The following is a 23356-nucleotide window of genomic DNA, read 5'->3' as shown; positions in this document are numbered from 1 at the left end:
CCCACACAACAGCGACAGGGACAGCCTGCCCGAAACGTCGCCAGAACCGACGGATTACACGGCCAACGTTCAAAGACGGGGCACTAGTCCAAGTCGATAGCACCGATACCGGCGACGCTGGCGAGGTCGTCACCCGCGGCTGGCGCGAACAACGCCAGGACCAGACCCCGCAGCGGCTGACCGAAACGTTCGACCAGGCCGTCAGCAACGTGGGCCGGCCGCCGACGCGCTGCTCGCTAACCTCACCGGTCTGGCTCACGCTCCGGATGAAGTCACCGTCGAGTTCGCCATCCAATTGACCTCGCAGACCGGGACGGCCTTCATCGCTGCTCTCGGATCCACCGCCAACTTTAAGATCAACCTCACCTGGCGACGAACCCCACCGCCACCATCCGGCTGAGACTCTTGCCTGACGAGCTGTCGACGTGGCTGGCCGAGATCCTCACGAGCCCGGTAGGTCATAGGGTTCGGAGTAGCGCGGCGCGGCGCGGTTGCCCCCGTAGTCGCCCGTGATGGCAAAGGCACAAGCTCAGGTGTTGCCATCACGCGGACGCGGGCCCAGCCGGTTAGCATCGGCACTGATCGCCCGGGCGCTGGTGCCGTTCTGGAAGGTCGCCTCAACCTCGTCTTCGACAGCGGCGTACTCGTGGACCAGGTCGCGGTTCGCGCTGGGCGGTAACGCCTGAAGTTCGGCGAGGCAGGTCAGATGGAGCCGGGTCGCTGGATGTCGGCCCGCTCAGGGTCCAAGCCGGCCCGTTCGAACAGCTGGCGGAGCCGCTGCTGGACGTCGACCTTGGCGTCCAGGGACTCGAGGGCGGCCTTGGACGCACGGTCCATCAGACGGTCAAGGTCCGTATAACGGTCCATGGTTTACCTCCTTCCTGGTCGTTTAAGGTTCAGCGCGTTCGTCACCTTCTCGCGGGCATGCCGCAGGGTGGAGCGCACCGTCGCCTCCTTCTTTCCAATGATCGCGGCGATTTCCTTGTCGGGGATCCCCTCTTCGGCCATGACGAGCACCTCGCGCTGAGCCGGCGGCAATTCCTCAAGCAGGTAGAGGACCTTGTCTACGTCTTCATTGGCGTCGAACGTCTGGACCCAGGCATCGCGCGGCGCGGTACGCATCTCACTCTCGCGTTCACGCCTGCATCGGCTCCAAGTCCGATACAGCGCGAGAATGGGGCGTCTACTGCATGCCAGTGCTCACCTCCTACATGCTCACCCACCAATGGGTATCCGCTGGTGCGATCGGTGGAGGCTGGAACGGACAATTCGCCGCGTCCGGTCCTCGGGAGTCAGGTGCATGGGGATTCATGTCCCCCTCCGGACACCGATCTTGGTGGAATCCCACCAAGATTCGGCGCAGGCGGGACGCGGCCTAATTGGTGTCACCCGCCGGTAATGACCGAAACCGTGAGGCCCACCGGGCGATCTGACCTTCCGCTTGCCCCTCAGTTGTGCGCCTGCGGTGCCGACTGTGAAGGACATGAACGGGTAGGCCCCGTCAGATTCCCGAGGTCGCCTCGAACTCGCGGTCGAGGCGCTGATCCCGCCCGCGCGCCGGCGGTCCCGCCCGATCGTCCCACTGCTCACCCCGGCTGTCCGGGCACCGCAACCGCCCGCGGACGGTGAGCTGCTGGTGCTGGACCTGGCCCGCCTGGACGCCTCCGGCCGGTTCACCAGCCGCACCGTCATGGCCGCCCTGCACTAGACGCCTCACCAGTCACTCCGCCTTGAGGTGGCCGAGCAGGTCGTGCAGTTCACCGCCGTATCCGCCGGCCAGTTTGCTGTCGGCACTCGCGGCGAGATCGCCGTGCCGGCCCCGGCCCGGACCAGCGCCGGACTGCACCGCGACACCCGCGTTGCGATCGTCGCCGTGCCCCGCCGGCAGGTGCTGATCGTGCACCCGCCGGCCTTGCTCACCGGCCTGCTCGCCGCCCACTACCTCGCCACGGGCGCCGATCAACCATGACCGCCGACCCGAACCGCGTCGACCGGATCGGCCGGGCCCTGGCCGCTGGGCGTCAGCGCCGCCGAGTTCGACGCCGCCCGCCGCACCGCCCGCATGCCGACTGTCATTGAATATGTGGCCCGGGTCGAAGCCGCCGCCGGTCCGGGCGCCCACCGCACCTACGGCAACCACTGGCGACGGATGGCCGCCGTCTGGGGCGACCGGCCCCTGGACGACATCCGGGCCACCGACGTCGAAGCCTTCAAACACGACGCCGCCCGCGCGGTACCCCGGCGTAACGGCCGCGGTGGCCGGCACGCCGGCGAAGATGCCGTCGCGGCCGCCCGCGCGCTCTTCAACCGGGCCATCGCCGACGGCTACCTGCCCGCCGAGGCCAGCCCCGCGCACCGCGTCGCCAAACCCCGCCGGCTGCCCAGCCCCCGCCGCGCCCTCACCGCCTCGAAGCTGGCCGAGATCCACACGGTGGTCCGCACCAGCGGCAACGACACCGCCTTGGACGCGCTGCTGCTGCGCCTGCACACCGAGACCGCGTGCCGGCGCGGCGGCGCCCTCGCCCTGCGCCTGTGCGACCTCGACGCTGTATGCGCCCTGATCCGGCTCCGTGAGAAAGGCGGAACACTGCGCTGGCAGCCGGTCAGCCTCGACCTCGCCGACTACTTGCTCGACCACGCCCAGACCCGCGGCGCCCACCAGCCAGAAGATCAGATGTTGCGTTACCGCAACGGCCGGCCGCTGACGACCCGAGAAGCTCATGTTCTTCTGGCACGGGCACTGGGCGACCAGCGTCCGCAAGGTGCGCTCGGCCCACCTGATGCTCGCCCAGCAGGCGACGTTCCGGCGTTACGGCACCGGTGACACCGGACCGCTCGTCCGGGCGATGCTGCGTGACCCCGCCCTGATCATCTGGCTGGACGGGCAGAAGAACACCCGGAAGGCGCCCAACGAGAACCTGGCCCGCGAGGTGATGGAACTGTTCACGCTCGGGCTCGGCGCGAGGCCGGCAGTGACGGCCCGACCGGTGACGGCAGCAGCCGGGTCATCGTGGTGACGGCACGTCGCGGGTGATCTGGTCGATGTGCTGGAGTCGTCCGTCCGCCGAGAGCCGGCCGAACATGTAGATCTCGGTGGTGATCGTGTTTCCTGTGGCCATCTCCGCGGTCAGGGTGTACCGCGCGGCTACCCGGTCGGCCGTGCTGAGAGTCTCGTGCACCTCGACGCGAACGCTCTTGGCACGCTTACGGGCCGGCCGCACGTGCGCGAGCAACTTGTCCCGGTCGAGCGGGACGCCGTTGTTGCACATGACGAAGTCCGGCGTGTGGTAGCGGTCGAATACCGTTGCTGCGTCGTGCTCGCCGAAGGTGACTTCTTGCGGATATCGGGTGAGGTAGGTGGCGACGGTGACATTCATGCCCAGTTCCCCATCGGGCGACGTAGCTCTGACAGTTCTGTCAAATTTAGAGCCCTCCGGTAAATTTGACAACCGTGTCTGAACTACAGGAGCCGAGGCGGCGGCAGCGTGCCGACGCGCGGCGTAGCGTCGCCGCAGTGCTGGACGCCGCTGTCGCGCTGCTGGGCCGGCAGCCCGACGCGTCGATGGACGAGATCGCCGCGGCCGCCGGCGTCTCCCGCCAGACGATCTACGCGCACTACTCCTCCCGCGACGCGTTGCTGCGCGCGGTGACGCGGCACATCACCGCTGAGGTCGCTCGCGGGCTCGGCGACCTCGATCTCGACAGCGGCAGCGCCGCCGAAGCGCTGGGACGTTGGGTCGACGCAAGCTGGTCGCTGGTGGAGCGCTACCCGGTGTTGCTCACGCCGGCGATTGTGGTGCCGGACGGCGACGAGCAGGAGCGCCACGAACCGATAACGGGCGGACTGATCAGGCTCCTCGAGCGGGGGCGCCAACATGGCGAGTTCGACCGCGCGATGACCACCACCTGGTACCTCGCGGCGATCATCGGCCTCGGCCACGCCGCAGGTCAGGAGGTCATCGCCGGCCGGATGACGCAGGACCAAGCCCGCGTGGCATTTCGGGAAAGCGCGCTCAGAGTATGTCGAGCGGCGGAGTGACCGGCCCGTACCGGACGCTGTGCGCATTTTCGGGAGCATTTGGTTCCAGCTCAAGTGCGGGTCGTGAACGTCGATGTCGGTGAGATCCGTGCGGGGCGCGGGCACGCGGCTGAGGACTTGAATGACGTCGTCCACCATGACGTTGTTCCAGTTGTCGGGTCGCAACCCGGACAAGACACGTTGCCCTACGCCGGAAGCCGGGATGCCGTTTTCCCGACGGTGCGGCGGCCTCACCGCTCCCGGGTGGCCGCAGCGATCGGGGGGCGCGATGCGGTCAGCCGGTCGGTCTTGGCCCAGCCGGGGGACCGGCCGCCCGTTCCACGGCGGTGATCAGTTTTTGGAGCGAGCCGTTGATCCGGTTGCCGTTCAGGAAAGAAGGTCCGTGTCCCGTCGGCGCCGCTGTCGCGGGCGTTGCAAACGTCCGCTTAGACCTGAGCGGCGACGACGGCAGTCTCCAGGTCGGCGGTGCTGCGGGCGAGGCGCCGACGGCCCTGTTTCTCTCCGCCGGGACGTGCGGTCCGTCGTGAACGCGACCTCGGTGTCGGCGTTCCCCGTGTGGCCCGCACGGGCGGGCTTCCGGCATCATGGCCGGCATGGAAGTCGAGCAACTGATCGCGCGCCATCCGCGGGTCTTCCACACGATGTCGGCGACCGCATGGCCGTCGGTGCAGCGGCACGGCCTGCTGTCCACACAGCGACTGATCGACCTGTTCGGCCTCGACGCCGCCGAGCGTGACCGACTCCTGCGCGCACCCCGCCGGCGATCGACCGTCCTGCGCGCACCCGGCATGCCGCCGGCCGTGATCCGCGATCAGAAGCCGATGAAATTCCTCGCGGAGAAGATCGATCGCGACTCCTCGCTGGCTGAATACTTGGCCGCGATCAATTCCCGGGTCTTCTTCTGGGCCAGCCCCGAGCGACTGGACCGGCTCCGCCGAGCGAAGGAGTACCGCACCGAGGACCAAGTCGTCCTCCACGTCGACACCCGCGCCCTCGTCGAGCGGCACGGCCCACGAATCGAACTCTGCCGGCTCAACTCCGGGGCAGTGACGCAGAAAAACCATCCCATGCGTGGGCACCGATCCTGGCTGCCGATCGCCGATTACCCCTACGACGAATATCGCCGCCGGCACGGCCGCGACGGCGCCTTGGTGGAGGTCACCGTGCTGGACGCCGTCGCTGACATTCTCGACCTGACCGACGAGATCGAAGGCGCCGCCGGCTGAGTCCGGCACCTTCTCCCGCTCACAGGATGGTGTTGTGTCCGTCCGGCAGTCCAGCGGCACGCACACAACGGGTTGGTGATCGCCTGAACGACGACGAATGCGGCGACGGCGAAGACGAGGTACGCGAAGGCCCGTTGTAGCGCCGGCCCCACGGTGTAGATCAGTGTCAGTGCGTCCTTCGGCTGCACAGCCCGCCACGCGCCGTCGAAGTCGAAGTCCGGCGAGCCGCGTCCGAACAGCTCGCCCACGCTGATGGCGCGCTCCGGCGCACACCATGTACTCGACCTTGGCCCCGGACCGCCGGATCCGTTCGGCTCCGATGATGACCGCGGCGGTGCCGCTGGCCATAGTCATGCTCGATCCAATCTTGTGTGGGGGTCAATGGATATCGGCTTCCGGGTGCGCGGCGGACTCGTTCGCGCAGGTGGTTGTTATCCGGGTCAGGAGTTCTTCGACTCAGACCCCGTGGCTTGCCAAGGCTTTCTCGCAGGGTGATCGATGATGTTGCTGGGTGGGAGATAGCCGGTCGCGGTGGCGTGGATATCGGCGCATCTGGCGGTTTGCGCGGTCCGCAGGCCGAGCAACTGGCCGTCAAAGAGACGTGTCCTTGCCTGTCGTGATCCGGACGCCCTCCGTTTCACACTGCCGAGGGTGTGCGTCATGGTCTATGCCGGTGCGATGAGGGTCTTGTAGTCCTCGGCCGTGGCTGGTTGTTCGGACAGCGATCCGTCTCCGCTGGGGATGTCGAGTGGTTGGCCGTTGCGCAGGAATGTGACGTCGGTGATGTCGGGCTGGCTGGTGAGGGTGCAGACGATCTGGCCGAAGGCGAGGATCTCGTCGGTGCGGTTGGTGTCGGTGAGGCTGTCGATCACCTCGACGGTGGCGGTGGTGTCGGTGATACGGATGCCGGTAATGGTGATCGAGCCGGTCAGGGCGCTGCTGATATCGGTGTCTTCTTCAGCTTCGGTTGGGCCGGCCTGCAGGGCCTGACGCAGGTCGTCGACGGTCGTGGGTGTGCGGGTTCGGCGGATCACGGCGACGAGTTTGTCATTGCGTACGAAGTAGACGGGCTGTGCGACGGTGCCTTCAGGCCGCGGGGGTTCGGCCGGTTCTATGGGGTCGGACAGCCCCCGCGATGGAGGTAGCTCGCGCGGTGTCTGTTCTGCGGGTAGACCGCAGGCTGCCAGCAGCAGGGCGATGGTGGTGGTCAGCGCGGCGAGGCGGCGGTTCATGGGGTGCACCGGGGGAGTTCGACGCGAAACCGGGTGCCGCCGCCGGGTCGGTCGTGCACGAAGACGCGCCCGCCATGGGCGTGGGCGTGTTGGGTGACAAGGGCCAGCCCGAGGCCGGTGCCGTCGGTGGTAGCCCGTGCGGCGCTGCGTCCGCGGACGAACCGGCCGAAGATGACCTGCTTTTCGTCGTCGGTGATGCCAGGGCCTCGGTCGTCGACGTCCAGGTAGCACGTGGTGGCGGTGGCGCTGACGCGTACGGCGGTGGGTGCGCCGGCGTACCGGACGGCGTTGTCGATCAGGTTGCCGAGCAGTTGGGTGATGCGTCGCCGGTCGATGTGCCAGGTGGTGTCGACGCCGGCGTCGACGGTGACGAGGCTGTCGGGCAGGTCACGGGTACGGCAGGCCTGGCGGGCCAGGGCGGCGATGTCGGTCGGGGCGCGTTCGGCGGGCTGGTCACTTCGGGCAAGTTCGAGCAGATCGGTGACGAGGGCCTGGAAGCGGGTGACCTGGGTGGCGACGAGGTCGGCGGCGGTCGCGGTGCGCGTGTCGAGGTGTTCGCGGCGGCGGGTCAGGACGCTGGTGGCCGCGGACAGGGTCTGCAGGGGAGAACGCAGTTCGTGACTGACGTCGGCGGCGAAGCGCCGGTCGTGTTGCAGGCGTTGCGACATTTCGTCGACCATGTGGTTGAACGAGGCGGTGAGCCGTTCGAGGTCAGGTTCAGTGGTGGGGTCGAGGCGGGTGCCGTAGCCGCCGGCGGTGATGGATTCGGCGGCGGCGGCGACCGCCGCGAGCGGTTGCAGGGCGTGGCGGGTCGTGTACCAGCCCAGCGCCGCCCCGGCCGCTGCGGTCATGATCGCTGCGACGGTGAGGCTGAGAGCGAGCAGGTACAGGGTGGATTCGAGTTCGGTGAGGGAGCCGATCTCGTAGAACGTGGTCGACGCCGACAGTGGTACCGCGACTACCAGGGCGGGTCGGCCGTCGGTGTGGATTCTTTGCATCCCGGCGCGGCCGGGCTGGCTGAAGTCCTGCAGGGTTTGCGGGATGGCGGTCTCGACGTCGACGCCGGCTTCGACGGCGTACCAGGTGCCGCCGCTGTGCAGTACCGCCTGCCGATTCTCGCCGGTGTCGAGGGCGCGCAGTGCTTGCGCGATGTCGGGTTGGTCGCTGTCGAGGCCGGTGCGGACGACGGCGGCGTCCGAGGTGGCGGCCCGGGCGAGGGTGCGTTCGCGTTGCTCGATGAGCATGTCGCGGGTCAGCTGGTAGGACACCAGCGCCATCGCCGCCGACAGTGCCAGCGCACCGGCGGCGAAGCCGGCGGTCACCCGGGTGCGCAGACCAGCCCGTTTCATCGTTGCATTTTGTAGCCGAGGCCACGGACAGTGACCAGATGCCGGGGGTTGCGCGGATCGGGTTCGATCTTGTGGCGGAGCCGGCCGACGTGCACATCGACGATGCGTTCGTCGCCGAAGTCGTACTCCCATACCTGCTGCAGCAGCTGCTGGCGGGACAGCACCCGGCCCGGGTGCTCGGCCAGCTCACACAACAGCCGGAACTCGGTGCGGGTTAATGCGACCGCGTTGCCGCCCAACCGGACTTCGCCCGCCTCCGGGACGATCTCCAGGTCGCCGAACAGCAGGGCCGGGATCGGCTCGGCCAGCGTGGTACGCGAGCGCCGGCGCAGGGCCCGCAGCCGCGCCGACAATTCCTTTACTGCGACGGGCTTGGTGACGTAGTCGTCGGCGCCGGCTTCCAGCGCGGCCACGATGTCATGGGTGTCGTCGCGGGCGCTGACCACGACAATCGGCACGTCGTCGTCACGGCGCAGCTGCCGGATCACCTCGAACCCGTCCACCCCAGGCAGCATCAGGTCGACCAGAACCGTGTCGGCCGGCTGAGAACGCTGGGCGTGCAACCCGTCCTCACCGGTGCCCGCCCCCCGCACCGTGTATCCCTCGTCTTCCAATGCCAGCATCAATGACACACGGATCCCGTCGTCGTCCTCGATCACCAGCACTGCGCTCATGCACGCATCATTGCCCGCTCCGCGTCGAAACACTCGCCGGCATATGGCCTTAACCGAGGTCGACACGGAACTGACACAAGTGCGGGCAGAGACCGCCACACCGCCCGAGCAGCCTCGTAGCAAGCGAGACGGGAGGTGGCGAGATGCCGACAGCGGTGATATCGGCGGCCGGCGGCGGGGTGATCCCAGTGGTGCACGTCCGGATCGAGCAGGACCTTGACCTGGCATCCGTGGGCGAGATCGGCGCCGTACTCGACTCTGCGGTGAGGTTACGCCCGACACGGCTGGTCGTGGACCTGGCCGGCTGCCCGTTCCTCGACGCGGTGGGCGTCAACCTGCTGCTGGCCACGCATCGCCGGGCCTGCCAGGGCGGCGGGCAGTTGCTGCTGCGATCGGCCTGTCCGCTGGTGCGTCGCGTCCTGCACCTCACCCGCGTGGACGACGTCCTGACGGTTGAGGTGCAGGCCCGATAGAGGAAGACGCACCGGCCTGAAGAAACGACTAAGGAAAGGTAGACCATGACTGTTTCGGGAATCATCACCGCGCTGATCGTCGGATTGCTCGTCGGCGCGTTGGGGCGCTTGGTCGTTCCGGGTAAGCAGAACATCCCGGTCTGGCTGACCATGGCCATCGGTGTGGTGGCAGCCCTGCTGGGCACCATCCTCGCCCGCGCCGCCGGCATCGACACCTCCGGGTTCAGCCTGCTCACCCTGCTGATCCAGATCGGCTTGGCCGCTCTGGGAGTGGCAGTCGTCGCCGGCACCGCCGGACGCCGCCGCACGCCCGGGGTGCGCTGAGCCCACCCCCTGTCCCACCGCACTGTGGAGGTGCCACCCATGCGCGCACTGCTGATCGCCGTCGGCGTCGTCGCCCTCGTGCTCATCCTGCTCGGCATCATCATCGAAGCCGTCCAATGGCTGCTGATCATCGGACTGGTCGCGCTCGTCGCGGCTGCCGTCCTCGGTGTGGTGCACGCCCGCCGCGCTATGCAGTAGCACTTGGCCATGCCATGCCTGTGAACGTTCAATCGAAAGGTGAGTCTGCATGTCCGGCTACGGGTTACAACTGGCGCTGGTGCTGATCCTGGTGCTGATCAACGCCGCGTTCGCCGGCAGCGAGATGGCCCTGGTCACCCTGCGCGACAGCCAGCTGCAACGCCTGGAACGCGCCTCGCGCGGCGGGCAGGTCCTGGCCAAACTCGCCCGCGACCCGAACCGGTACCTCGCCACCATCCAGATCGGCATCACCCTGGCCGGGTTCCTGGCGTCGGCCGCCGCGGCAGTATCGCTGGCCGAACCATTGATCGGTCCGCTGAGCTTCCTCGGCTCCGCCGCCGAACCCGTCGCCGTCGTGCTGGTCACCATCGTTCTGGCGTACATCACCCTCGTGCTGGGCGAGCTGGCACCCAAACGCATCGCCATGCAACGAGCCGAAGGGTGGGCACTGCTCGTCGCCCGCCCGCTGAACATGCTCGCCACCGTGTCCCGGCCCGCGGTGTGGCTGCTCGGTAAGTCCACCGACCTGGTCGTGCGGCTCACCGGCGGCGACCCGCACGCCGCCCGCGAAGAGGTCAGCACCGAGGAAATCCGCGACATGGTCGCCACCCAGGGCGGCTTCTCCGCCGAGCAGCGCACCATCATCAGCGGCGCCTTTGAGATCGCCGACCGGATCATGCGCGAGATCCTGGTCCCGCGCCGCGACGTGACCCACCTTGGCGCCGCCCTGCCCACCGCTGACGCTCTACGCACACTCATCGCCTCCGGGCATTCCCGCGCCCCGGTGACCGGACCGGTCGGCCTCGACGACGTTGTCGGCGTCGTGCACCTACGCGACCTCGTCAACGCCGACGGCACGGTCGGTGAGCACACCAACCCGCCGCTGTTCGTACCGGAAACGCTGAAGGTCTCCGACGCGCTGCGGCAGATGCGCCAGCAGCACCAGCAGTTCGCCCTGGTCGTCGACGAACGCGGCGCCGTGGACGGCATCGTCACCATGGAGGACCTCGTCGAGGAGGTCGTCGGTGAAATCTACGACGAGACCGACCGCGATGTGCAAGCCGTCGCGCACGAGCCCGACGGTGCGATGCTGCTGACCGGCGCGTTCCCCCTGCACGACCTGCCCGACATCGGCGTCGACCTCGACGAGGAACCCGACGGCGACTACACCACCATCGCCGGGCTGGTCCTGGCCCGCCTCGGCCACATCCCCACCACCCCCGGTGAGCAAGTCGACCTCGGCGCGCACACCGCGCAGGTCGTCGAGGTCACCGGCCACGCCATCACCAAGATCCGGCTCCGCCCCCACACGGATTATCCCGCCGACGATGCACAGAACCCCGTGGTGCAGCCGGCGTCAGCATAGGGCCACGGGGCTCGCAACCCACACGGGCGCAGAGCGGCCGCACGACCAACCATCCCCAAGCACGCATCCACCGAAGAGAAGGAGAACACGATGGGTATCGACGACAAGATCAAGAACGCCTCCGAAGAAGCAACCGGCAAGGTCAAGGAAGGCGCCGGCAAGGCCACCGACGACAAGGACCTGCAAGCCGAAGGCAAGACCGACCAGGCAGGCGCCAACGTCAAGCAGGCCGGCGAGAACATCAAGGACGCCTTCAAGTCCTGACCACACCATGCGGGGAGCCGTCAGCAGGTTCGGCGGCTCCCCGGCCGGTTCCGTCCGCAGCGACAGACAGTGAGAACACCATGACCACAGCACCTAGCACGAGCCCGTCCGGCTCTTCCCGCGCTCACACCACCACCGAGGCGTCGACGGACGAGCGATACGTGATCGGCGCTGACGGGACCATGCTGTTCGTGAGCGCGAAGGGACCCGCGAACGCCCCCGTGGTCGTGTTGGTGCACGGCCTGGGCCTGTCCACCCGATCCTGGAAACCGGTGATCGACCGGCTCGCCGCAGCGCACCGGGTGGTCGCCTACGACCTTCGCGGTCACGGCCGCAGCGCACCATCGCCAACCAACGACTACGAGGTTCCGGCCCAGGCCGCCGACCTCGACGCCGTCCTGGCCGCGACCGTCCGCCACGACGAACAGGCCGTCCTGGTCGGACACAGTCTGGGCGGGCAGATCATTCTCGCCCGCGCCCAGCAGCGCCTGGACCGCATCGGCGCGGTCGTCTTCGCCGGCTCGGCGGGCTCGCGGCACACAGCGCCCGGCCTGCCCGGCCACCGCCTGCCGAAACTTCTGCGGAGCGCCGTACGCCGACTGTGGCTGCTGACACTGCAACTGGCCGCACGCGGAGCAATCCAGCTGCGAGCAGCCGAACGCCTGACCGGCGCGGTAGCCCGGCGGACAGTCTTCACCCCTGACGACCCCGCCCCGGCAGTGCGCGAGGCGTGCCGCGAGTTCCTGTCCACCGACCCCGATGTGCTCGCCCGCACCGCCCTGGCCAGCGTCAGCGACGACGGATCCCGCCTCGCTCCACACCTTCACGTCCCCGCCCTGATATTGCACGGCGACCACGACAAGCAGGTCAGCGAACCCGCCGCACTCACCCTGCTCTCACGACTTCCCGACAGCCACCTGCAAACCCTCCCTGGGGCAGGACACATGCTGCCGATGACCAACAGCGGCGACGTCGCCGATCACGTGGCCCGATGGGTTCACCACGTGGCCGAGCCCACAGCCGCACCGCCGCTAGCGAGCACGGCCTGACACCGCCGACGTGCAACCTTTGCATGCGAGCAACACGCGAGCAGAGCCGTATAGATATGACAAACGAATGACAGAACATCCAATCGTCGACCTGCAAGGTTTGGCCCAGCCAATCCAGTGGAAAGCGGTCGCATACATCAAAATTCGTGCATACAAGGAGTAGTCAACGTGGAAATCTCCGGCATCATCTCCGCCATCATCATCGGCCTGATCATCGGCGCACTGGGCCGCCTGGTCGTCCCCGGTAAACAGAACATTCCGATCTGGCTGACCCTGCTCATCGGCGTCGTCGCAGCGTTCATCGGTACTCTGCTCGCCAGCGCCATCGGAGTCGCCGAGACCCCGGGCATCGACTGGATCGAACTCGCCCTCCAGATCGGTGTCGCCGCTGCCGGCGTGGCCATCGTTGCGGGCGCCAAAGGCCGAAGCCGGGCTTGATACCGCCGTATTCTTGCCCCTGCACCCGACGAGAGAGCGATAGGTGCAGGCGAGAATGCTGGCGGTTTGCGGTCCACTTGAGACTGACCGATCGTGCGTTTCAGCTCGGCGTGGGCATCTTCGTCACCGCTGAGGCCGCCGAGGGTGCCCCGCGAATGGGTTTGGCCGGGCCGGGCGGGGCACGCGGATCGGCATGGATCAAGTTCAGCCAGGGGATGTCGCGCGCCGTCGACCTCATGGTCCGCCTGGTGAAATCGGCAGGCGCGATCGTCATCTTCGTCGGCGTCGTGACCGCTTCGAGCAGTTCCTTGTGGTGTCGGTGCGGCACCGGCGTACGGAACGGGTCGTTCCGGTGCAACCGAACCCGGGGGCCGGTTCCTTACCCTCGAACTGAAGTTCCAGCTGGCACTGGAGGACTGTGTCTTGTCGGGCGTCACGCGAGGCGTCGATGTCCTCATCGACCTCGCTGATGTGAGCATGATCGACGCGGCCTCCCTCGGCGCGCTGATCGAAGCGGACAGGCTGGCCGGCCGCCGAGGACGCAGACTGTGCCTGCTGGCACCTCCGGCGAAGGTGTGGCGCACTTTGGCCGGCGCCGGTCTCGAACGCGCCTTTCCGGTGTTCCGCGACCGAGAGCAAGCCGTCCTTGACTTGTCTCACAAGTGTGCCGCGCCGGCCTGACGTGATCCGGCCGCGAAGGCGGACCATCCACGCCGGCAACGTCGGTCGCCGCCATGCCGATCGGGGCGGCCCGGTTGTGCCGTCGGTACGACCAATGACCGGGTCGAGGCGACGAGGGCTGCCTCATGGATCAGCCGCTCCACCGCCTGGCCAGCACCTCACCCCTCCAGCCGGGCCGGAACACAGGCGTTAGCGTTGGTAGCTGTCGAAGTCCTGGCCTTCGAGAGTGCCGTTCAGCCGCTCGAGTTGCACGGTCAAAGCCGCGGCGGGCCAGCCGTCCACGCGATCTCGGGCGGCATGGTCAGTAGCCGCACCTGCACTGTCGTTCGGTCGCGCCGTAACGGCACGGTTGTGCGACCTTCAGAGATCGGCGTGATCGTCGCCCTTATCAGTGCGGGCCTCAAGGCAGACTGGCTCCTCTGTTCGTCCTTGCGGCATCGCCATGGACGGCGCCGCCGGTCCGGGCTAGCTGGGGGAATGGTCCTGGAAGATCTGATCTACCGGCCCTTGCCGGGCTGGCTGTCATTTCTAGGTGCGGATTCCCGGCTCTGTGTGGAGTCCCCGGCAAGATCCAGTGCCCGATCTCCGCCTGAGCCCTCGGAGAATGCCCCGGCAATATGCGGTGTCAGCAGTGGCCTCGTCCAGGGCGACAGCGCCCGTCTCACCTCGCTCCGGCGGGTACAGAGCGCCTTGTCGTACAGACGATCGGCCGCCTCCGGTGCTACGTAGAGGTAGATGTCGTCGCCGAGGTCACGCGACGATGGCGAGTACAGCGACGCCCACTGCCGCAGGCACGGAAACAGGCGGTCGTCATCGCCGCCGCCACAGCGGAGCGTTCAGCGCGGCCATCCCTGCTGCCACGATGACCGCAGCGGCGCCGACGAGAATCATCCATCCGACCGGGATCAGCGCGCCGGCAACGGCTGTCGCCAGTCCGGCAGCCGCCAGGCATACGAGCAGTGTGCGCACGAGAGACTCCCTTCTGGAAATGATGGACCGTTTCAGCGTGGCCGTCCCGGGTGGCAAGCATGCCCCGGAACATGCACAATCGCGTGACAACCGGCCCGTACCAGACAGATCGTCGCCGGTGGCCGATCTGGAGCCATGACTGGCGCCGAGGGCCGAGTCATGTCCCATACCGGTGCGATCTCAAGATTCGGTGACGGTTGTTTGGCTTCCGGCTGGAAACGGGCCGCGACCACGGCGGGATCCGGATGCAAGCACGGCCGTCCGGCTTCGTGACGGAGGCGGCGGCGAAGGCCGAGTACGGCCGGTTGTGCCGGCAGCATCCGAAAACCGCGGCTGGGTGACAGCCTGCAAAACGTCCACGAGGGCTGAGTGCTGGCTCGTGAGCACGAACTCGAACCCGACACGGTGTACGGCCACCGGTGATTGCTCGGTCCGATTCACCCGTATGTGGGTGCGTGGTGGGAACATTGTCCCGCGACGCTCACCGGCGCGAGGAGGAGGGCACCGGGCACGACAGCCGCGACACCGAACCCGACGGCCGCGGCACCGACGAGCCTCAGAGCGGCGCAACGGAGTCATCCGGCGGTGTGCAGGGCGTTCAGGTGGTGTGGTCGCCGGGTTGGCCGGGGATGGCGATGGTGGCGAGGCGTCGTCCGAGGCCTGCCGGGGCGGGGGTGGACGGTGGTGGGGTGGGGTGGGGTGGGTGGGTGCTGTAGGAGGTCGGTAGGGGGCCGTCGAGGTCTTGCCGGGTGACGACCGCGCCGACGTATTCGCCGGCGGCATGCAGCGCGGCGGCCAGCCTGCCGGTGTGTGGCCGGTCGGTGAGGGCACGGTTGACCAGTTCGAGCAGGATCGCGGGATGGTCGCCGCGGGGCGCGGCGGTGGGTCCTGGTTCGAATTGTTCGAGGGTGCGGCCGTTGTTCAGGCGGCGGGCGATGGTCATGCCGTCGCCGCTCTTGACGACCTGCACGACGTCGGTGCCGTCGGACAACCGTTCCCGCAGGGCCTTGCGGGAGGCTGTGGGGGCGCGGTCCTCATAGCAGTACGTCCAGGTCTCGGTGGCGCCCAGGCGCAGGACGCTGCCGGGCAGAGTGAGGGGATAGGTGTGGGTGGCGTCCTCACGGGTCATGGATTGCGGGGGCCCGCCACCGAGCAGGTGAGCCACGGTGGCGGGGTCCCGGTCCCGGACGAAGGTGAGACAGAATCCGGGGTTGTCGTCGTGTGTCGCCCAGGCCCAGTCGTTGTCCACGGTGCCAGGGTAGCGGCTGGGTGTGGGTGGTTCGAGGGTTCAGGTGGTGATGGTCAGGGTGTACTTGTCGAGGTCGAGCAGCCGGACCCGTTGGGTGAAGCGGCCGAGCTCGCCACCGGCGGCCTCGTTGTCGTCGAGGTTGACGTGGCCGCGGACGCAGGGTTCGTTGCCGGTGACGGGCTTGTTGGGGTTGGCTTCGTAGATCTGCCACTGACCGTCTTCGAGGATGGGTGCGATGTCCGCGCAGAAGCTGCCTAGGGTGCCGCCCTCGTAGGTTTTGGCGAAGGGGAACTCGTCGCAGGAGTCGTCCACGATGGGCGGGTCGGGCAGGTGGATGAAGGTGCCGTCTTCGCAGGTTCTGCTGCGGTTGGTGTTGGCCGCGGAGTCGCTGGCGAGCCGGCGTAGCGGGGTGTCGGCGCCCCAGCTGTCGGGAAGGTAGAGCTGCGCCCACAGGTAGGTGATGGCGGCTGCGTTGTAGGTGCCGGCTGACAGTTGAAGGTCGGGGATGGCGGTGGGGTAGACGCAGCCGGGGGAGGCGGTGACGGCGTTGTCGCAGCGGATGTCGATGGTGCCGTCCCAGGAGGCTGTCGGCTGGGCGGGGATGGCGTTGGGCACGGTGATGAATGCGTTGTAGCGCAACCGGAAGCTGTCCTGGGTGTTCTTGGCGAGGGTTTCGGCGTGCGAAACGGTGCCGGTGGCGGATTGTCCGCGGCTGAGCAGGGCGGTACCGGTCCATGGGTTCGCTTTGGTGGTTCTGCAGGCCGAGGTGCAGGACGCGGTGAGGCTGACCGCGACCTGGCTGACCGAGCCTGTCGTGTTGGACACGGTCGCGGTTATTTGCTGGTCGAAGGCCGTGGAGGTGGCGTTGAGGGTGACGCTGTTGACGAAGTTGAGCGTGGCGGTGCCGATCGGGGTCCCGTTGGAGTTGACCAGCGTGCCGGAGACGGTGATCTTCAGGCAGGATTCGAACCGCTGGTAGCGCATCTGGTTCGAGCCGGTCACCGAGCAGGTGAGCGCGTCGCCTGCTGCGGCTTTCGCCGTCGTCCACGCGGTTGCGGTGTCGTTGCTGGAACGGACGCAGAAGGCCACGCCGCCGGCTCGGCGTTCCCGCGACCCGGCGGGGGTGGGTGTGCACTGCTGTGCGCCCAGGGTGCGGACCGCGGTGGTGATCGGCTCCGGCGTGCTCGCGCGCTCAGGTGTGACGGTGGTGATCAGCCGGCCGTGGGTGGACTCGGCGGCGGCCGCCGAGGCGGGGACGGCGGTTGCCGCCATCGTGAGCGCGGCGACGGTCATGGTGGCGGCGTAGAAAGGACGCTTGAACAACACGGCACCTTCCCGTTCGGCCGGCGCGCGGAGGCGCAGTCCGTTCAGGACTCACGTCAGCCGACGAAACGTATTGGTGAAGCCTCCGTGCCCTTAAATTAACATCGATGACCTTCAATCTCTTGAGGAGAAGGTCACATGCGCCGGCGTTGCCCAGGCCGCTCGGGCCACCAACCAGGGCGTCGCCGAGACTCAGCAGGCAACGGCCGGGCTGGCGCGGATGGCGGTCGAGCTGAGCAGCGTCGTGTCCCGGTTCCGCCTTTGAGGCATCATCCAGGGTAGGACCCCGACGGATGACCGCTCGACTCGGCGGCTGCGGGTAGCACGTTCAAGCCGTGCATGCGCTGCGACGTTGTGCAGGGCGTTGCCGGCGGTGCGTTCGACCATCGGCTGTCCGGCTGCGCGGGCTTTTTCGGCCAGGAACCGGTAGCCGAACTTTGGGTCGTCGTGGCGGGCAGGTACGCCGGGGCCGGGGCAGCACTTCATTCTCCTGCCCGAGCAGGCCGTTGCTCTGGACCAGACCGGGGTCCGAGAGACGCTCTTCAGCAGACCACTGACGCGTTGTCGTTGAAGTCGACAATCTCGAACTTGCCGTTCCGGTGGTTCGTGACCCGACGTTGCGCAGGGTGGAGACCTCGATGTGCGCACTCAGTCAGAATTCATAGCCAGCCTTGTGGTGTGTCCGTTCCAGCAGCGGTACCCCGGCCGCGCGTTCACCCCATACCCCCGGCCGGCGCCCGTACACCGCGCAGACGAGCAGCCCGGACAGCTGATAACGGTGCGTCCGACCGTCGTGGGGCGGCCAGCGCGGTGATCTGCTGCACGGCACACACTGCCGGGCTGAGGCCAAGACGCACGCCATGGCCGGCGATGGATCGTTCGAAGCCCACGTCAACGAGAGCTTGGCCATGATGGACGGCCCGGTTACATCGCGCCGCACGATTTCGGTGCCGGCTCGTGCTGCGTGTTCTGCGAATGCCGACGGGGCCAGCCCGACCTCACGTCCGCTGGAGAGGCGAGCGAGCCAGGCGCTGACGGGTGGCTCGTCGAAGGCACGGACGTCGGGTGAGAAGCCCGCTTGCTGGCAGGCGGCGACGATCTCGTCGTAGTAGGCGGGCGCAAGCTGGCGGGGGAAGAGCAGCAGTGTCTCCTCCTGCAGGAGCCTCAAAGGGACCAACGGCGTGGCGGCCAGGCGACCGACGCGCCGCAGGAACCGAGAGGCCGCGACGCCGAAGGCGGATGAGGTTCGTAGCGTCCCTTCGGCGGGATCGCACCGAGACATGCCCTGTGGCCGGCGGAGCAGTCCACCGCGGAGCCGGCGCAGGGTTGTCATCCAGCTGTCATGGAGTAGCGGATCGATTGTCGAGACTGCGGTCAACTCTTGAGGTCGTATCGGGAAGCCCCGGGCGTACGCCGGCCGCGGAAAGGGAGATCACCATGACTTCAGAGTTCGGCACCTTGACGCGACTGAGCGACAGCAGTCATCTCTTGCTCGATCCCCGCCAGGACATTCGCGGACGCAAGGTCGTCGACCAGGACGGTCACGAGATCGGCAAGGTCGAGGATCTGCTGATTGATCCGGAGCAGCAGAAGGTGCGGCTGCTGCGGGTCGAGCACGGCGGACTCTTCGGCGTCGGAGCGACGCCGTTGTACGTACCCGCGAACATGGTGGAACGCGGGACGCAGGACGAGGTCATCATCGATCGATCTCGCGTGCAGATCGCCGGCGCTCCGGGATACGACCCCGACCTGATCGACGGGGACAAGCACTTCTCCGAGCTGTACGAGTATTACGCGACTACCCCCTACCGAGGCCCAGGCTCCGCCGCCCGCAACGGCCGGATCTTCCGCTGACCAGCGGCGAGGGGCGAGGCGCCGGTGGCGGCGCGTGCGCGCACGGGGCGGTCGAGTTCCCTGCCCTGCCGCGTGTCGTCAGGCGCGGGCCCGTACCTGGATCAGTCGGTCGTCCGCAGCGAAGGCGCCGATCTGGTCATAGCGCACCAGCTTTCCCGTTCGCACCACGGCAAGCACCATGTCCTCACACTCCGCGGGGGAGGATCCGACCTCCTCCGGTCGGGCCGGCCGGTCGATGAGGTGCAGGCCGTGGCCCTGGATCAGCAGGTCACCGATCACATCCCCGGTGGCCGGGCTCTGGGCGGCGAGGCCCAGCAGACGCCCGGCAGCCTCCGAAGAGGTGATGACTGTCGTGGCCCCGCTCTGCCGGAGCAGTGGCACGTTCTCCGAGGCGCGGACCGCGACGGCGATAACGGCATCGCGGTTCAGCTGACGAACGCTCAAGGTGACGAGTGCGGCCGTGTCGTCCCGGTCTGCCGCAACGATGATGCGGGTGGCGCTGTCCACGCCCGCGTGCTTGAGGATCATTGCCCGGGTGGCGTCGCCGACGACTGCGGCATGGCCGTCGTCTCGTGCCTCCTCGGCCATCGTCGCCACGCTGTCGATGATGACGAATCTCGGCTCTGTGTCGGCGCCCTCGCATAGCGCCTTGACGGCGGCTCGGCCCTTGTTGCCATATCCGACGACGACCGTGTGCCCGCGCAACTTTTCCCTCCAACGGCTCAGTTTCCATTGTCGGCGAGTACGAGCGGTGAGCACCTCGAAGGTGGTGCCGACCAGTAGGACGAGAAAGAAGACCCGCAATGGCATGATCACGGCGACGTTCACCCACCGTGCCGTGTCCGAGACCGGGACGATGTCGCCGTAGCCGGTGGTGGACAGGCTCACCGTCGCGTAATACAAGGCGTCGAGGAACGAGACCTGTCCGTCATGGTTGTCGGTGTACCCATCACGGTCGAGCAGCACGGTCACGCTCATGGTCACTACAGCGGCGAACGCAAGCCCGAGGCGGATCGCCATGGTGCGCACAGGGCCGGGCCGCCGAAGGGGCAGGATAACACGACCGTCGTCCCGGTCCGTCTCGCCGTTCACTCGCGCACCGTATCGGTCACCGTCTCGGCACCAAATCCTCCAGAGGCAGTATCGACGAGCCGCTCACTGACTCGGCGTATGTCCACAGTGATGCCTGACGGGGACGCCATCGGAGCAGTATGCGCGGCTACGTCCGGTCGGTACTCGGCGAGCAACAGCGCCGCGTCGTCCCCGGTACGCCCCCCGGTGTGCTCGAGCAGTTCGATGAGGACACCGTCCAGGCAGGTATCACGGCTCTCCGCCGACAGGTGCGGATAGATCTGCCGCGTTTGCAGGAACTGGCCCTCGCCGTCGCGGGCTTCGATCAGGCCATCGGTGTAAAGGAACAACCGGTCGCCGGGTTGCCAGGTGTGGCAGTCCGGCACGGGCGGCGGCACAGTTAAGCCGAGACCGAGAGGTACGTGACGGCAACTCGGGTGCAGCAGCCGGACGCCACCGTCACGCCGACACAGTATCGGCGACAGGTGGCCGCAGTTGATCGTCACCACCTCCTTGGCGCGGAATTCGACCAGGACCGCGGTCGCGAATTTCAACCCGCCGGCGTCAGTGCGATCACCGTCCTGAGCGACGGCCCGATCCAGGTCCACGGCGACCTGCGACAGATCACGCCGCTGAGCGGCGGACTGGCGGAAGGCGCCGTTGAGCGTGGCAGTCAGCCGCACGCCGCCCAGCCCTTTGCCGCAGACGTCACCGAGCAGTGCCCGAACGCCGTACGGCGTGGCGACAACCTCGTAGAAGTCGCCGCCCACCTCGGCGGTCTCGTACGCCGACAGATATCGCGTGGCAAACGCCACGTCACCGATCTGGCCGGGGACTGTACGCAGCACCGCACGTTGAGTGGCCTGGGCGATTGCAGTCAGCTGCCGCAACCGCTGTTCCCGTGAGTCACGGGCCCGGGCCACGTACACCGCGACCACGCCGACGGTGATCACGACCGCCACCCGCAACAGGTGATCGACACTGCCGAAGATGCCGTTCACCAGCCCGGCTGATACCGCGACCACCGAAGCGGTCAGAGCCACGAAAGCTGTCCGGCGAGCGCTTTCCCCGGCAGCCGCGAACAGCGGCGCCAACGCCAGAAAGCCCATGAACACCGCCCGTGACCGGAACACGAGGTCGACGGCGCCCACCGTCGCCACGAATGTCAATGCCAACGGCAGACCTCGCCATCGGGCGGGCCCGTACCTCCAAGCCTGACGAGCCCGGTTCTTCCATCGCCGGTCCGTACTGGATCGCGTTGAGAACGGCCGAGCGGGCACGATCGTCACGAGTCGTTCGATGCGCGCGCCTCGCGGACCACGACCACCGGGCAGTCGGCCCCGCTCAGCATCGCCTGGCTCGTCGAGCCGAACAGAAGGCTCGAAAGCCGGCCACGTCCGCGCGAGCCGACAACCGCCAGGACTGCGCCCGCTGTGCTGTGCGGCAAGCCCACCTCGGCTGAGTTCTCCAGCACCAGTTCGACGACGTCGACGTGCGGGAACGCGGAGCGCCACGGCGCCATCACGCTGGTCACCAGTCGTCCGGCGGCCCGGCGTAGCTCGGTACGAACCGGATCAGTGGCCATCGGGTGGACGATGGACTGTCCGGCCCCGATCGGTATGACCGGCGGCGTCCAGGCGTGCACGGCGATCAGGCCCGCGCGCCGGCGGGCTGCCTCGGCGAAGGCGAATCGCAGGGCCGGTATCGAAGTCTGCGACCCGTCGACCGCCACCACCACCGGTCCGTTGGCGTCACCGTCGCCGCAGATCACTGCGGTGGGGCAGTGCGCCTGCGTCGCTACCCGCATACCGACCGAACCGGCCAGTGATCCGGACAGCCGGCCCGGACCCCGCGAGCCGACGACCAGCAAGTCCGCGCCGGCCGATGCGGCGACCAGTACGTCTGCGCCGCCGCCCAGCTCGATGCGGCCGGAAATCTCGACGTTCGGGGCGAACAGGCGGGCCTCCGCGGTGGCCAGCGCCAGCGCGCGCCCGCCGGGACGTGCCCTGGAGCGGGGGGCGACGCCCGTGAAGCTCACCGGCGCGGGCAGGGTGATCGTCGCGCTCACCGACTCCTTGACAGCCTCGATGAGTTGCAACCGGGCGCCGGTTGCCCGGGCATGGGTTGCCGCCCAGCGCACGGCGGTGATGGCGCCGTCGGTGCCATCCACGCCGACGACGACCGTAGCGGGGCCGTGCAAGCCGGCGGTCCGGCGTGTCTGCGGCTGAACGTCCGGCATAGCGACTCCCTCAGAGACGGTTAATGGGTGGCCCGGTGGCATGCCACGTCGACGTGGTTCCCAGTCGATCCCGCCGACGCTGTTCACCCGAACTGGTCTGGTTCAAGTAATCACCCGGCACATGGCGGAAAGCCTTCGGCGGCATCTTCATCGTGTGACAAAGGCCGACGCGGCCACTTGATCGGCTTTTCACGGACGTATCGCCCCCAGCCATGTGCCGGTTTCTTTCCGATTATTCTGCAGGAATCGCACACAGACACCAGTTCGCATCAACGGTGCTGGTATGAACAGCGCCGGGATCTTCTTTCATTCAGGACTGAGGCTCTCCGAGCACGGTTATCTTGGCACCGGGAAAGCTAGCGGTGCCTGTTCCACGGTGGATCGGTGCCGAGTCCGGGGCGTGCCGGATCGGACAGCGTTCGTATCCGATCGCGGGCGAGAGGCTGCGGCGGGCAAGCACGATCGGGTTTATGAAAATAATGTCGGACGGTGCACGAAATGATGACTTTTATATGACAACAAGACGTCGTTGGCTTTGTCCGTCATCCTCAGCAAACTCTCATGGCCGAATCTGCGGAGCCGTGCAAGTATCGAATCATGGACGTGATTTTGTGGATTATTCTGGGTACGGTTCTGGCCGTCGCGGAAATTTTCACGGCCACCCTTTTCTTGATCATGTTCTCGGCCGGCGCGGTCGCCGCGGCTGCGGCTGCTGCCCTCGGCGCGCCCGTACCGCTGCAAGCGGGCGTTTTTGTCGGGGTGTCGGCTGCGACTGTCGTGGCGCTGCGACCGGTGCTGCGTCGCCACCTACGCCGGCCGGGTCCGGACGGCCTGGGCACAGAACCGATACAGGGCGCTTCGGCCGTCGTGGTGGAACACGTGAATGCCGATCGCGGCATGGTGAAGGTCGGCGGTGAGTTCTGGCAGGCGCGGGCTCTCGAAGGCTCCGGCTCATACCCTCCTGGCGAGCGGGTCAGCGTCGTCGATCTGAACCAGGGCACCGCATTGGTGTGGCGCGATGATCTGCTGGGCTCAGCCGATCGTCAGCAGTAGTGCACTGTTATTCGACGTACGGAGGAGTACGCACCATGGATGCGATCGTCGGTAGCCTTGTCGCTCTTCTCGTCATGTTCGCTGTCATCGTTCTGATCAAGACCATCAGAATCGTGCCGCAGCAGCGAATGGACGTCCTGGAGCGCCTGGGACGTTACCGAAAAACCCTCAGCCCCGGTCTGAACCTGCTGGTGCCGTTCGTCGACAAGGTGCGCAGCAAGGTCGACATGCGCGAGCAGGTCGTCTCGTTCCCGCCGCAGCCGGTGATCACCTCCGACAACCTGG

At 67.6% G+C, this 23356-nt stretch carries 32 protein-coding genes; 17 read left to right on the top strand and 15 right to left on the bottom strand.

What is annotated here, in order from left to right; all coding sequences use genetic code 11:
* Window positions 1-139 precede the first annotated feature (139 nt).
* Window positions 140-400 carry a CU044_2847 family protein gene (locus tag KXC43_RS53390; protein ID WP_221382066.1) on the top strand — a complete coding sequence of 87 codons (261 nt, stop codon included), beginning with the start codon at window positions 140-142 and terminating at the stop codon, window positions 398-400.
* Window positions 401-702: 302 nt separating this feature from the next.
* On the opposite strand, the gene KXC43_RS42720 is transcribed toward KXC43_RS53390, so the two are convergent.
* From KXC43_RS42720 to KXC43_RS42710, 3 genes are all read right to left on the bottom strand, one after another.
* Window positions 703-867 (bottom strand): hypothetical protein, encoded by a 165-nt coding sequence (locus KXC43_RS42720; protein WP_221381994.1) that lies wholly within the window; start codon window positions 865-867, stop codon window positions 703-705.
* Between the two features lie 3 nt (window positions 868-870).
* Entirely contained in the window at window positions 871-1122 is a 252-nt protein-coding gene (locus tag KXC43_RS42715) for an RNA polymerase sigma factor (protein ID WP_221381993.1), read from the bottom strand.
* 379 nt (window positions 1123-1501) lie between these two features.
* Complete coding sequence (locus KXC43_RS42710; RefSeq protein ID WP_221381992.1) at window positions 1502-1717, bottom strand: hypothetical protein; 216 nt, start codon at window positions 1715-1717, stop codon at window positions 1502-1504.
* Window positions 1718-1735: 18 nt separating this feature from the next.
* On the opposite strand from KXC43_RS42710, the gene KXC43_RS42705 reads away from it, so the two are divergent.
* From KXC43_RS42705 to KXC43_RS42695, 3 genes are all read left to right on the top strand, one after another.
* On the top strand, window positions 1736-1969 hold the full coding sequence (locus KXC43_RS42705; protein ID WP_221381991.1) for a hypothetical protein: 234 nt from the start codon (window positions 1736-1738) through the stop codon (window positions 1967-1969).
* Between the two features lie 93 nt (window positions 1970-2062).
* Window positions 2063-2824 carry a tyrosine-type recombinase/integrase gene (locus KXC43_RS42700; protein WP_221381990.1) on the top strand — a complete coding sequence of 254 codons (762 nt, stop codon included), beginning with the start codon at window positions 2063-2065 and terminating at the stop codon, window positions 2822-2824.
* Complete coding sequence (locus KXC43_RS42695; protein ID WP_308129516.1) at window positions 2763-3017, top strand: DUF1800 family protein; 255 nt, start codon at window positions 2763-2765, stop codon at window positions 3015-3017. The genes KXC43_RS42700 and KXC43_RS42695 overlap by 62 nt, the downstream gene beginning before the upstream one ends.
* On the opposite strand, the gene KXC43_RS42690 is transcribed toward KXC43_RS42695, so the two are convergent.
* The gene (locus KXC43_RS42690; protein ID WP_221381989.1) at window positions 3006-3377 is read right to left on the bottom strand and encodes a nuclear transport factor 2 family protein; all 372 of its coding nucleotides are present in this window, start codon (window positions 3375-3377) and stop codon (window positions 3006-3008) included. The two genes, KXC43_RS42695 and KXC43_RS42690, sit on opposite strands and share 12 nt — an antisense overlap.
* A 137-nt stretch (window positions 3378-3514) precedes the next feature.
* Here KXC43_RS42690 and KXC43_RS42685 point away from each other — a divergent pair, with 137 nt between their 5' ends.
* Both KXC43_RS42685 and KXC43_RS42680 read left to right on the top strand, forming a co-directional pair.
* Window positions 3515-4039: a TetR/AcrR family transcriptional regulator gene (locus tag KXC43_RS42685; RefSeq protein ID WP_221381988.1), complete on the top strand. Its 525-nt coding sequence runs from the start codon at window positions 3515-3517 to the stop codon at window positions 4037-4039.
* Between the two features lie 584 nt (window positions 4040-4623).
* Window positions 4624-5265: a DUF7002 family protein gene (locus KXC43_RS42680; RefSeq protein ID WP_221381987.1), complete on the top strand. Its 642-nt coding sequence runs from the start codon at window positions 4624-4626 to the stop codon at window positions 5263-5265.
* 665 nt (window positions 5266-5930) lie between these two features.
* Here the strand turns inward: KXC43_RS42680 and KXC43_RS42675 are convergent.
* From KXC43_RS42675 to KXC43_RS42665, 3 genes are read right to left on the bottom strand one after another with little or no spacing between them, the layout of a single operon-like run.
* Window positions 5931-6497, bottom strand: a complete 567-nt coding sequence (locus tag KXC43_RS42675; RefSeq protein WP_221381986.1) for a GerMN domain-containing protein — start codon at window positions 6495-6497, stop codon at window positions 5931-5933.
* Entirely contained in the window at window positions 6494-7846 is a 1353-nt protein-coding gene (locus KXC43_RS42670) for a HAMP domain-containing sensor histidine kinase (RefSeq protein WP_221381985.1), read from the bottom strand. The genes KXC43_RS42675 and KXC43_RS42670 overlap by 4 nt, the downstream gene beginning before the upstream one ends.
* A complete protein-coding gene (locus KXC43_RS42665; RefSeq protein ID WP_221381984.1) occupies window positions 7843-8520 on the bottom strand; it encodes a response regulator transcription factor in 678 nt (225 codons plus the stop codon). Before KXC43_RS42665 ends, KXC43_RS42670 begins: the two co-directional genes overlap by 4 nt.
* Window positions 8521-8663: 143 nt before the next feature.
* Here KXC43_RS42665 and KXC43_RS42660 point away from each other — a divergent pair, with 143 nt between their 5' ends.
* The 7 genes from KXC43_RS42660 (at window position 8664) to KXC43_RS42630 (ending at window position 12632) form a co-directional block, all read left to right on the top strand.
* Window positions 8664-8993, top strand: a complete 330-nt coding sequence (locus KXC43_RS42660; protein WP_221381983.1) for an STAS domain-containing protein — start codon at window positions 8664-8666, stop codon at window positions 8991-8993.
* 45 nt (window positions 8994-9038) lie between these two features.
* Window positions 9039-9317 carry a GlsB/YeaQ/YmgE family stress response membrane protein gene (locus tag KXC43_RS42655; RefSeq protein ID WP_221381982.1) on the top strand — a complete coding sequence of 93 codons (279 nt, stop codon included), beginning with the start codon at window positions 9039-9041 and terminating at the stop codon, window positions 9315-9317.
* A gap of 39 nt (window positions 9318-9356) precedes the next feature.
* Window positions 9357-9515 (top strand): hypothetical protein, encoded by a 159-nt coding sequence (locus tag KXC43_RS42650; RefSeq protein ID WP_221381981.1) that lies wholly within the window; start codon window positions 9357-9359, stop codon window positions 9513-9515.
* A gap of 49 nt (window positions 9516-9564) precedes the next feature.
* Window positions 9565-10881: a hemolysin family protein gene (locus KXC43_RS42645; RefSeq protein WP_221381980.1), complete on the top strand. Its 1317-nt coding sequence runs from the start codon at window positions 9565-9567 to the stop codon at window positions 10879-10881.
* Between the two features lie 90 nt (window positions 10882-10971).
* On the top strand, window positions 10972-11145 hold the full coding sequence (locus tag KXC43_RS42640; RefSeq protein ID WP_221381979.1) for a CsbD family protein: 174 nt from the start codon (window positions 10972-10974) through the stop codon (window positions 11143-11145).
* Window positions 11146-11225: 80 nt separating this feature from the next.
* Window positions 11226-12194 (top strand): alpha/beta fold hydrolase, encoded by a 969-nt coding sequence (locus tag KXC43_RS42635; protein ID WP_221381978.1) that lies wholly within the window; start codon window positions 11226-11228, stop codon window positions 12192-12194.
* 168 nt (window positions 12195-12362) lie between these two features.
* Window positions 12363-12632, top strand: a complete 270-nt coding sequence (locus KXC43_RS42630) for a GlsB/YeaQ/YmgE family stress response membrane protein (RefSeq protein WP_221381977.1) — start codon at window positions 12363-12365, stop codon at window positions 12630-12632.
* A 100-nt stretch (window positions 12633-12732) separates the two neighbouring features.
* Here KXC43_RS42630 and KXC43_RS42625 read toward each other — a convergent pair whose 3' ends face one another.
* Entirely contained in the window at window positions 12733-12960 is a 228-nt protein-coding gene (locus KXC43_RS42625) for a hypothetical protein (RefSeq protein ID WP_221381976.1), read from the bottom strand.
* Window positions 12961-13022: 62 nt separating this feature from the next.
* On the opposite strand from KXC43_RS42625, the gene KXC43_RS42620 reads away from it, so the two are divergent.
* Window positions 13023-13313: an STAS domain-containing protein gene (locus tag KXC43_RS42620; protein ID WP_498370581.1), complete on the top strand. Its 291-nt coding sequence runs from the start codon at window positions 13023-13025 to the stop codon at window positions 13311-13313.
* Between the two features lie 810 nt (window positions 13314-14123).
* On the opposite strand, the gene KXC43_RS42615 is transcribed toward KXC43_RS42620, so the two are convergent.
* The 4 genes from KXC43_RS42615 to KXC43_RS42600 all read right to left on the bottom strand — a co-directional run bounded on the left by KXC43_RS42615 (window position 14124) and on the right by KXC43_RS42600 (window position 18187).
* Window positions 14124-14282: a hypothetical protein gene (locus KXC43_RS42615; protein WP_221381974.1), complete on the bottom strand. Its 159-nt coding sequence runs from the start codon at window positions 14280-14282 to the stop codon at window positions 14124-14126.
* Window positions 14283-14880: 598 nt separating this feature from the next.
* Window positions 14881-15531: a DUF6461 domain-containing protein gene (locus KXC43_RS42610; protein ID WP_221381973.1), complete on the bottom strand. Its 651-nt coding sequence runs from the start codon at window positions 15529-15531 to the stop codon at window positions 14881-14883.
* 39 nt (window positions 15532-15570) lie between these two features.
* Entirely contained in the window at window positions 15571-16854 is a 1284-nt protein-coding gene (locus tag KXC43_RS42605; protein ID WP_221381972.1) for a hypothetical protein, read from the bottom strand.
* Between the two features lie 652 nt (window positions 16855-17506).
* Window positions 17507-18187, bottom strand: a complete 681-nt coding sequence (locus KXC43_RS42600; RefSeq protein ID WP_221381971.1) for a type 2 periplasmic-binding domain-containing protein — start codon at window positions 18185-18187, stop codon at window positions 17507-17509.
* Between the two features lie 104 nt (window positions 18188-18291).
* Here KXC43_RS42600 and KXC43_RS42595 point away from each other — a divergent pair, with 104 nt between their 5' ends.
* Window positions 18292-18708 (top strand): PRC-barrel domain-containing protein, encoded by a 417-nt coding sequence (locus tag KXC43_RS42595; protein ID WP_221381970.1) that lies wholly within the window; start codon window positions 18292-18294, stop codon window positions 18706-18708.
* Window positions 18709-18786: 78 nt separating this feature from the next.
* Here the strand turns inward: KXC43_RS42595 and KXC43_RS42590 are convergent, their stop codons facing one another.
* The 3 genes from KXC43_RS42590 to KXC43_RS42580 form a co-directional block, all read right to left on the bottom strand.
* Window positions 18787-19800, bottom strand: a complete 1014-nt coding sequence (locus tag KXC43_RS42590; RefSeq protein WP_308129515.1) for a potassium channel family protein — start codon at window positions 19798-19800, stop codon at window positions 18787-18789.
* Window positions 19797-20930, bottom strand: a complete 1134-nt coding sequence (locus tag KXC43_RS42585; protein WP_221381969.1) for a PP2C family protein-serine/threonine phosphatase — start codon at window positions 20928-20930, stop codon at window positions 19797-19799. Before KXC43_RS42585 ends, KXC43_RS42590 begins: the two co-directional genes overlap by 4 nt.
* 134 nt (window positions 20931-21064) lie before the next feature.
* On the bottom strand, window positions 21065-22018 hold the full coding sequence (locus KXC43_RS42580; protein WP_221381968.1) for a universal stress protein: 954 nt from the start codon (window positions 22016-22018) through the stop codon (window positions 21065-21067).
* A 597-nt stretch (window positions 22019-22615) separates the two neighbouring features.
* Here KXC43_RS42580 and KXC43_RS42575 point away from each other — a divergent pair.
* Complete coding sequence (locus KXC43_RS42575) at window positions 22616-23071, top strand: NfeD family protein (protein WP_221381967.1); 456 nt, start codon at window positions 22616-22618, stop codon at window positions 23069-23071.
* Window positions 23072-23145: 74 nt separating this feature from the next.
* On the top strand, window positions 23146-23356 hold a 211-nt coding region (locus KXC43_RS42570; RefSeq protein WP_438870952.1), incomplete at its 3' end, for an SPFH domain-containing protein.

It is taken from the genome of Paractinoplanes polyasparticus (assembly GCF_019710575.1).
GTDB lineage: Bacteria > Actinomycetota > Actinomycetes > Mycobacteriales > Micromonosporaceae > Actinoplanes > Actinoplanes polyasparticus.
This window is presented reverse-complemented; position numbering and strand designations above follow the sequence as displayed.